A 1,658-nucleotide genomic window follows, 5' to 3' on the forward strand; every position below is an offset into this window, starting at 1 on the left:
GGCGTCTACTGGTCGATCGCCAGCAAGCCTGACGCCGCCGAGCCGAGCTTCGTGCAAAGCGCGGCAATCGCGCCTGCCGATATCGGCACGTCGCTGCATTTCCTGGGAAGCGAGGAGACGATCGATCTCGTCAATTGGGGCTATTGCGCCAGCGACCAGGCGCTGCGGAGCTGGTACCGGCCGGCGGTGCCGGCTGGAAAGGGCGTGCCACTGAAGGCGGGCGACGTGAAGCCCGGACGCTGTGCGGTGGTGTCGAAGGCGCTGATGAGCGGTTGCAAGGTGTGAGCATGGCGTTCGGACTCCGCGTCCGCTTTCGCCAATTGGCATCGTGGCGCAATCCAAACCGGTTCGTGCCCTGCACCGCCGCGTGCTAACAGAGGCGCTTTCAACAAGGATGGACAGCGACATGGCAGGAGAAAAAGTAGCTCTGGTGACGGCGGGGGGCAGCGGCATGGGCGCGGCGGCGGCGAAGCGGCTGGCCGCCGACGGCTTCAAGGTCGGCGTGCTCTCCTCCTCCGGTAAGGGCGAGGCGCTGGGCAACGAACTCGGCGGCTTCGGCGTCACCGGCTCCAACCAGTCGAACGAGGATCTGAAGCGGCTGACCGACGGCGCGCTGGAACGCTGGGGCCGCATCGACGTGCTGGTCAACAGCGCCGGCCACGGGCCGCGCGCGCAGATCATCGAGATCAGCGACGAAGACTGGCACAAGGGCATCGACACCTATTTCCTCAACGTCGTGCGACCGACCCGGCTGGTGACGCCGGTGATGCAGAAGCAGAAGGCGGGCGTCATCATCAACATCTCGACCGCCTGGGCGTTCGAGCCGAGCGTCGCCTTCCCGACGTCGGCGGTGGCGCGCGCCGGGCTCGCCGCCTTCACCAAGATCTTTGCCGACACCTATGCGGCCGATAATATTCGCATCAACAACGTGCTGCCGGGCTGGATCGACAGCCTGCCCGGCGTAGAGGAACGCCGCCAGAGCGTGCCGATGAAGCGCTACGGCACATCCGAGGAAGTGGCGGCAACGATCTCCTTCCTCGCTTCCGACGGCGCGGCCTATATCACCGGCGAGAACATCCGCGTCGATGGTGGATTGATGCGGGGGTACTGAGGCTCGTTTCGGCAGGCACAGCTGTCGCTCGCCGGTACGCGGCTGCGGCTGACCGCTGGACAATGGCCGCCGCCTCCCGCACCGTTAAGACTGCAAGGGAGACACGAATGAGCGCTTCACTCAGGCTGGGCATTGTCGGCGGCGCCGGCTGGCTGGGCGGCGCGATCGCGGGTGCCGCGCTTTCGGCCGGCGTGGTGCGGGCGGAGAACCTCGCCCTCTCCTATCGGAGCACCAAGCCGGATCGCTTTCCAGGCGTCTTCTGGAGCGACGACAACCAGGCGCTCGCCGACCGCTCGGACGTCATCATGCTTTCCGTGCGGCCGCAGGACTGGCCGTCGCTCGAGCTGGATGCCAAGGGCAAGCTGGTGATTTCGGTTATGGCCGGCATCCGGATGGCCGAGATCGGCGAGAAGCACGGCACCGGCCGCGTGGTGCGCACGCTGCCCAACGCGGCTGCCGAGGTCGGCAAATCGTACACGCCTTGGATCGCGAGCGGCGACGCCACCGAATTGGACCGCGCGACCGTGCGCGCGATCTTCGGAGCCTG

General features: G+C 66.9%; 2 protein-coding genes and 1 pseudogene. All 3 read left to right on the forward strand.

Going from position 1 to position 1,658, the window contains the following annotated elements:
• Positions 1–285: pseudogene (locus tag EOA49_RS32975) on the forward strand (patatin-like phospholipase family protein); the annotation flags it as partial.
• 121 nt (positions 286–406) lie between these two features.
• The gene (locus tag EOA49_RS31805; protein WP_067322013.1) at positions 407–1,111 is read left to right on the forward strand and encodes an SDR family oxidoreductase; all 705 of its coding nucleotides are present in this window, start codon (positions 407–409) and stop codon (positions 1,109–1,111) included.
• A gap of 107 nt (positions 1,112–1,218) precedes the next feature.
• Positions 1,219–1,658 (forward strand): NAD(P)-binding domain-containing protein (locus EOA49_RS31810; protein WP_164749379.1); only part of this gene is annotated, 440 nt, incomplete at its 3' end.

Origin of the sequence: Mesorhizobium sp. M1A.F.Ca.IN.020.04.1.1 (assembly GCF_003997315.1) — a bacterium.
Taxonomy (GTDB): Bacteria; Pseudomonadota; Alphaproteobacteria; order Rhizobiales; family Rhizobiaceae; genus Mesorhizobium.

What these genes read in the sequence shown, in the direction of transcription:
- EOA49_RS31805 (WP_067322013.1), top strand. Translation starts at nt 407, where the DNA reads ATGGCAGGAGAAAAAGTAGCTCTGGTGACGGCGGGGGGCAGCGGCATG.